6 protein-coding genes are annotated in these 6783 nt (G+C 35.5%); 2 read left to right on the forward strand and 4 right to left on the reverse strand.

Going from position 1 to position 6783, the window contains the following annotated elements; all coding sequences use genetic code 11:
• Positions 1 to 63: 63 nt before the first annotated feature.
• The 4 genes from TJ68_RS08035 to TJ68_RS08050 are packed head-to-tail and all read right to left on the reverse strand — an operon-like array spanning position 64 to position 3859.
• Positions 64 to 360, reverse strand: coding sequence for a rhodanese-like domain-containing protein (locus TJ68_RS08035; protein ID WP_040929634.1), 297 nt, complete (start codon positions 358 to 360; stop codon positions 64 to 66).
• A gap of 43 nt (positions 361 to 403) precedes the next feature.
• Positions 404 to 1603: a 3-phosphoglycerate dehydrogenase family protein gene (locus tag TJ68_RS08040; protein WP_040929635.1), complete on the reverse strand. Its 1200-nt coding sequence runs from the start codon at positions 1601 to 1603 to the stop codon at positions 404 to 406.
• Positions 1604 to 1606: 3 nt separating this feature from the next.
• A complete protein-coding gene (serC, locus tag TJ68_RS08045) occupies positions 1607 to 2686 on the reverse strand; it encodes a 3-phosphoserine/phosphohydroxythreonine transaminase (protein WP_040929636.1) in 1080 nt (359 codons plus the stop codon).
• An 18-nt stretch (positions 2687 to 2704) separates the two neighbouring features.
• The gene (locus tag TJ68_RS08050) at positions 2705 to 3859 is read right to left on the reverse strand and encodes an HAD family hydrolase (RefSeq protein ID WP_162138471.1); all 1155 of its coding nucleotides are present in this window, start codon (positions 3857 to 3859) and stop codon (positions 2705 to 2707) included.
• 122 nt (positions 3860 to 3981) lie between these two features.
• Here TJ68_RS08050 and TJ68_RS08055 point away from each other — a divergent pair, with 122 nt between their 5' ends.
• Together TJ68_RS08055 and TJ68_RS08060 are read left to right on the forward strand one after the other, a co-directional pair.
• On the forward strand, positions 3982 to 4197 hold the full coding sequence (locus TJ68_RS08055; RefSeq protein WP_040929638.1) for a hypothetical protein: 216 nt from the start codon (positions 3982 to 3984) through the stop codon (positions 4195 to 4197).
• A gap of 471 nt (positions 4198 to 4668) precedes the next feature.
• Positions 4669 to 6783, forward strand: a 2115-nt coding sequence (locus TJ68_RS08060) for a DUF7507 domain-containing protein (RefSeq protein ID WP_040929639.1), incomplete at its 3' end; no start/stop codon positions are given.

Consider the following 6783-nt stretch of genomic DNA (forward strand, 5'->3'; position numbering starts at 1 on the left):
GGTTGTATTATAAAAGCATAAAAATAACGCCCACCGTTATTATTAAAAACGATGGGCGTTATTTTATTTGTTTGTAAATGAGCCGTAGCCACCCTTTAAGTTAACTGTCTTATAACCTTTAGCAGCTAGTTCTTCACATGCTCTTTGACTTCTCAAACCACTTGCACAATATACGTAATACGTCTTATCTTTAGGTCCATCAAAGTTAGAAACCTTCATAAGCGGTGCATGCGTTGCACCCTTAACCTTCCCGAAAAAACGTTCTAACGTAGAACGCACATCGATAACTTGACCATTTGCAGCTAATTCTTCCAACTCAGCCTTAGTAAAATCATTAATTCCTTTAGACTTAACTTTCATATTAATTCTCCTTTTAAAAAGAAGTAACGCCTAGCGTTACTTCTTAGTTATACCATGCATCATGCTCCAAATTCTTAATGAGTCGAACCTTTAGTATTCCGTCCTTTGATTCGATTTCTTGGATGAGGTCTTTTACTTTTTCTTCATCCGCTTCAGTGATATCCACTAACGTATAAGCGTAATCTCCACGTGATTTGTTTATAATACGATCAATATTAAGTCCTTCTTCAGATAATAGTTTTGTAAGTGATGCAATGATGTTTTTAATATTTCTATTACATACCGCAATTCGTAACGGTGACGATAGTGTCATTGAGACTCTTGGATAGTTTACTGAGTTTACGATATTTCCATTTTCTAAATAGTCTTTTAACTCATTTGCTACCATTACTGCTGAGTTTTTCTCAGACTCTCCTGTTGATGCACCGAGGTGAGGGAGTAGCGTTACTTTATCTTGCCCGAGTACTGTTTCATTTGGGAAGTCGCTAATGTAGTGACCGAGACGATTATGATTTAATGCTTTTACAAGTGCATCTTCGTCTACAATTTCAGCACGTGAGAAGTTTAATAATACTGCCGTTGCTTTCATCTGACGAATCGCTGTTGAGTCGATCATATGTTTTGTACTGTCTAAATATGGCACGTGAATCGTAATGTAATCCGCTTTTTGTAACACTTCGTCGATTGACGATGCTTTCGTCACCGAACGGTTAATGTTCCATGCAGCATCGACACTAATGTAAGGGTCATATCCAATTACGTCCATGCCAAGGTTTTCTGCATCGTTCGCAACGAGTAAACCTACTTGACCAAGACCGATAACGCCTAGCGTTTTACCTTTAATTTCATGACCTTTAAATTTCTTTTTACCGTCTTCGACTTGTGTAGCAATATCATCACCAGTAAGCTCTGTAGCCCATTGTGACGCTTCAATTGTATTTCTTGCATGTGAGATTAGTGATGTTAATACGAGTTCTTTAACGGAGTTCGCATTTGCACCTGGTGCGTTAAATGCAACAACGCCTGCTTCAGATAATTTATCTACTGGAATGTTATTATAACCTGCTCCTGCACGACCTACTGCAAGTAAACTATCACTAATTGGTTCATCATGTAAATTATAGCTACGTAAAATAATTGCTGACGGATCGTCTGTTTCGTTGATTGTGTACTTGTCTTTTGTAAAACGTTGTAAACCTTCAATTGCGATACTGTTAAATGTTTTTATGTCAAATTGTGACATGGTTTAATTCTCCTCTTCGAATTTCTTCATTAGTTGTACGAGCGCTTCTACACCTTCAATAGGGAATGCGTTATAAATAGATGCACGCATACCACCGACTGAACGATGTCCTTTAATATTTTCAAAACCATTTTCTTTCGTATATGCTACAAATTCTTTATCTAACTCGTCGTTTCCTGTAGAAAACTTGACGTTCATCAGTGAACGCGCGTCTTTATCTGCAGTAGGTACGAATAGTGTTGACTCGTCTAAGTAGTCATATAAAATACGTGCCTTTTCTTGGTTTCTCTTATAAATCTCTTCTAAGCCACCAATTTCTAACAACCAATCTGTCACGAGTTTATGAATATAAATAGGGTAAGTCGACGGTGTATTATACATCGAGTTTTTATCGCTAAAGACTTTGTAGTCAAACATTTTAGGGATATCATTTAGTCCGAGTAAGTCTTCTCGAATAATAACGAGCGTTAATCCTGCAATACCGAGGTTCTTTTGAGCACCTGCATAGATCATTCCAAAATCGTTGATATTAAATGGACGTGAAAGTATATCCGAACTCATATCACAGACTAAAGGAATATCCTTATAAATCGGGAACTCTTTAAACTGTGTCCCTTCAATCGTGTTATTTGAGCAAATATGCAAGTAATCATAACCATCTAACGTATCTGGATAGTTTGGTAATGACTTATAGCCATCTTCTTTAGATGATGCAACGACGTCGACTTCAAGTCCATAGTCGTCTTTTAATTCTTCAGCAGCTTCTAATGCTTTTTTAGCAAAGTTACCACTATCGATGTATGCGACTTTACCAGATTGTTTTAAGTTCATAACTAAGGTATAAAATGCTTGGCTCGCTCCACCTTGTAAAAAGAGAATCTTATAATTATCGCCAATATTAAGTAATTCTCTTAAATTTTTTTCAGCATCTTGGATAATGTTATCAAAGTAACTACTTCTATGACTCATCTCCATTACAGACATACCTGTTCCGTTATAATCTAACATCTCTTTTTGTGCGCGTTCTAAAACGGATGTCGGTAACATTGCTGGGCCTGCTGATAAGTTAAATGTGCGTTTCACGTGAAACACTCCTTTGATTTATAATTTTGGTTCAGTTTCTCCAAATGAAATAGATGATTGACTCGGTATAAGAACACCGGTATTTTCATCGCGTCCTTGTAATACAAAGCGTGCATCTTTTTGATTATATTGTTCAATTGCGAGATCGATTAACTGTTTAAAGTCATCTGTCATATGACGGTTAAAAATAACAGATAGCGGTGTTTCGGTAAACGTTTGCATCATATCGTAATCGCCGATACTGTCGCCAAACATCGCCACAGGCTGTTTACCATTATGCTTTGGCATAATCAACTTTTGTATCGCCTCTGTTTTACCAGGACCTTTTGTGATTGGTGAGTCTGCTTTCATAACAGGCGTTATAACGCCGTTATCTTCTTCAAATTCCATAGCGACAATATTGTCTACCTTTACTGAATGCCCAAGCATTTCAGCTGCGACTTCAACATATACTCTCGGACTTGCACTTACGATATAAGTCGTAATTCCGTTATTTGTAAACGCGCGATATAAGTTTAACAATTCTTCAGGAACTGATAATCCCGATTTAAAAGTAGAAGTGACAACACCTGATTTTCCAGGTATATTTTCTGAACTTTCATACGTCACTTTCTCAAACGGTTTTTCTAGTGATTCTTCAATACAACTACGGCATAACTCTTTAAATGAATCGACCGTATGACCTGCAAATAAATACGTCATCCAGCCATTAGACGGTCGCCTTGATAATTTGCCGTTAACATGTGTATGAAACAACCTTAACTTTGCTCTAAACGTTTTGTAGTGTTCTGTCTCTTTAATCTTTTTTAAAAGATCCTCTGAACGATTTTCTAGACTAATGTAATTGTCGTATAACCACTGATATTCCTTATAAATATCTTCAGCTAAATTAAAACCTGTCGCATTTTTAAACCGACGATCAAACGTTTGATATAACTCCTCACGATAATCTGGATTCGTTAACGTTTCATATAACACTTCAGGCGTGAGGCGATATGCTAAATGTTCCATCAAATAAACGTTTAAATCGTCTTCAATATCCATAATAATACTTGTATTATCATAGTCGAAAACAACGTAACTATCCGCGTCATTCTTGTAAGTATCAATAACCTCATTCAATCGCTTATACACAAACGGTTCAAAGTTTCCTTGCTCAAAATAGTTGTCCATTTTTTCACCCACAAATATCATATATCTCTTCATATTAAGTGTATCATAAAACAAATATCTCCTATCATGAATGCTTTAGTTTTTAGACAATTTAAAAATATGATAAAATTACTCTCACATAAATGAAAGCGTTTTTAAGGAGGAGAACAAATGTCAAAATCGGTGAGGTTGTCAGTGGTAACGAAGAAGGGCGTAAAGATGAGAAAGAAAAAATCGTCTTCCTCGCAGGAGGAATGGCTGTAGAAGACATATCATGGGGATATAAACTCTATAAATCAGCAAAAGAGAAAAGCTTAGGACAATCATTAAAAGTTTGGGATCAACCTTTCTGGTGTTAAGATAGAAAGAATGATAGTTTATTTCTCGAATAAGTTAATGTCAACAAAAATGTAATCGCATACAATATAGTAAGAAGCATTTTACATAATATCACATAAAAGATCTTAAATTATATAAAATGAATATATATGTATTAATAGAATATTTAGATAATAATGGTCTTTAATTTTGTGATTAATTAAAATGTTAGAAGTCATAAAGTTACAAAGTATTGTATGATTGCAATCACAATATATTCTATAACTTATTATCAAAAAAATTTATAACTATATAAAACAACCATCTGCCTTAAAAAGTATGGTAAAATATATGTAATATTATTAATAATATATGGAAAGGTTTACAGGTGATATAAAATGCTAAGAAAATCATTTTCAAAAATAGTTCTAATGGTCACATTGTCACTTTTGATCATTGCATCAAGCATGTTTAGTTCAATATCTCCGCTCCTGACGGAGAATAATCGAGCATTGGCCGCCGATAGAACTGAACAAGTAGAGCCAAATGACTCCGGCGGAGTAATTAACCCTCAAACCCCTCAAGAGTTCGAAGACTCTATCATTTCTAAGAAAGCTACCTATACTGGCACTCCTGGTGAATACTTCATAGACTTAAAAGTACAAGGTAAGGAAAAATTAGTAAAAGAACCTACAGATATCGTACTTGTATACGATAACTCAAATAGTATGACGACTAATAATAGAGTTACAATCGCACAACAGGCAGTAACGAACTTTATTAATCAGACTCTGACAGCTGACAACGACAATATCAGAATGGCATTAGTTACGTTTGGTACAAACGTTTTAGATGGAAGAAAAAACCAAATCTATGCTGGGAATACTGATAACTATTCCTACAAAACACTCACAAAAAGTGCAAACACATTGATTAATAAAGTACCTACAAATACTCCTAGAGATAGAGGCCGTGCGAATGATGGTGGAACAAATATTCAAGAAGGTTTGCAAGTTGCAAAAGAAATCCTAAATTCGAGTAACGCAAAAAATAAAATCATTATTACAATTACTGATGGTTCCCCAACAATAAGTTATGAGAAAGGTGTACTTAAGGGAAATGGAACAAGTTTCAATTATGAAACTAATAAAAACCACGGTACAAACACTATTACTGAAGCAAAGGCTATTCAAAGTAGTGGCATTAATATGTACTCAATCGGTATTGAGTTAACTGGTGACGCTGGAGCAACTAAAGAACAAGTTACATACGTGATGCAAAATATCGCATCTTCACCTGATCAATATTATAGTGCTGGCCAAGCAAGTGAACTTGCTGACATTCTTACTAGTCTTTCAAAAAATATTACGGGTACAATCCAAAATGGTAAAGTAACAGACCCAATGAGTGAATATGTGGACCTTGCTCTGACAGATGGTCAATTTAAACGAGCGTCTAATGATCAACTTACAGATGGATCGTATTATCTTTCTGCTTCAGACCCTAAACTCTTAACAGGAGTTACTGTAGAATATGAAAATAACACGATCACACTCGGCAGCTTGATGCTTGGTAAAGATCAGTTTATAAATATTCGATATAAAGTGAATATCAACACTGATAAAGAGAGTTTTAACGGTGAGGATTATTTCCCTTCAAACGGTACAACAACGCTTATCCCTAATACTAAAGATCCAAATTCTCCATCAAGAGAATTTATTGTACCTAAAGTTCAAGGTATCACCTTTGCCATAAGTGGTACAAAAATTTGGGAAGACAAAGGTGGAGAATCGAATCGTCCATCTGAAATAGAACTCGAATTATACAGAACAACAGGAGACCGTTCTAATGGTACTCTCGTTGATACCGTTACAGTAACACCTGATTCAAATGACGAATGGAAATACGATTTTGGAATGAAGCCAGCGTATTCATCAATTGGCCAAATGTATGATTACTACATTAAAGAAATTTCAGTCGATGGCTATACTACGACTTATAGTAAAGAAACTTTTGATGTTACAAATACGCTAATTGCTGAACCAAAAATTGAACTCACTAAAACAAGTGATGTTGATACAATAACTAACGTAGGACAAAAAGTAACATATACGTTTGAAATTAAAAACACCGGTAACATTACTTTAAATAAAATTAAACTGGATGACCCAATGCTCGGTGGAGACATCGAACTTGACAAGACAACACTAGCACCTGGTGAGTCAATCACAGTTTCTAAAGATTACACTGTGACACAAAATGATATTGACTCAGGTAATGTCCACAACATAGCTACAGTTAAAGGTGAAGATCCAAAAGGAAATACTTCAACAGATGAAGACGATGTAACAGTTGTTGGAACACAAGACCCTCAGTTAACACTAGAGAAGACAAGCGACACTAAAGAAGTTACAGAAGTCGGTCAAGTGGTCACTTATAACTTTAAAGTGACAAACAACGGTAATGTAACAATGAAGAATATCGTGTTAGACGACCCAATGCTTGGCGGAGACATCGAACTTGACAAAACAACACTAGTACCTGGTGAGTCAATCACTGTTTCTAAAGAGTACACTATAACTCAAAGCGACATTGACAAGGGAAATATTCATAACATCGCTACAGTC

The sequence above is a fragment of the Nosocomiicoccus massiliensis genome (genome assembly GCF_000438455.1).
In the GTDB taxonomy this organism is placed as follows: Bacteria; Bacillota; Bacilli; order Staphylococcales; family Salinicoccaceae; genus Nosocomiicoccus; species Nosocomiicoccus massiliensis.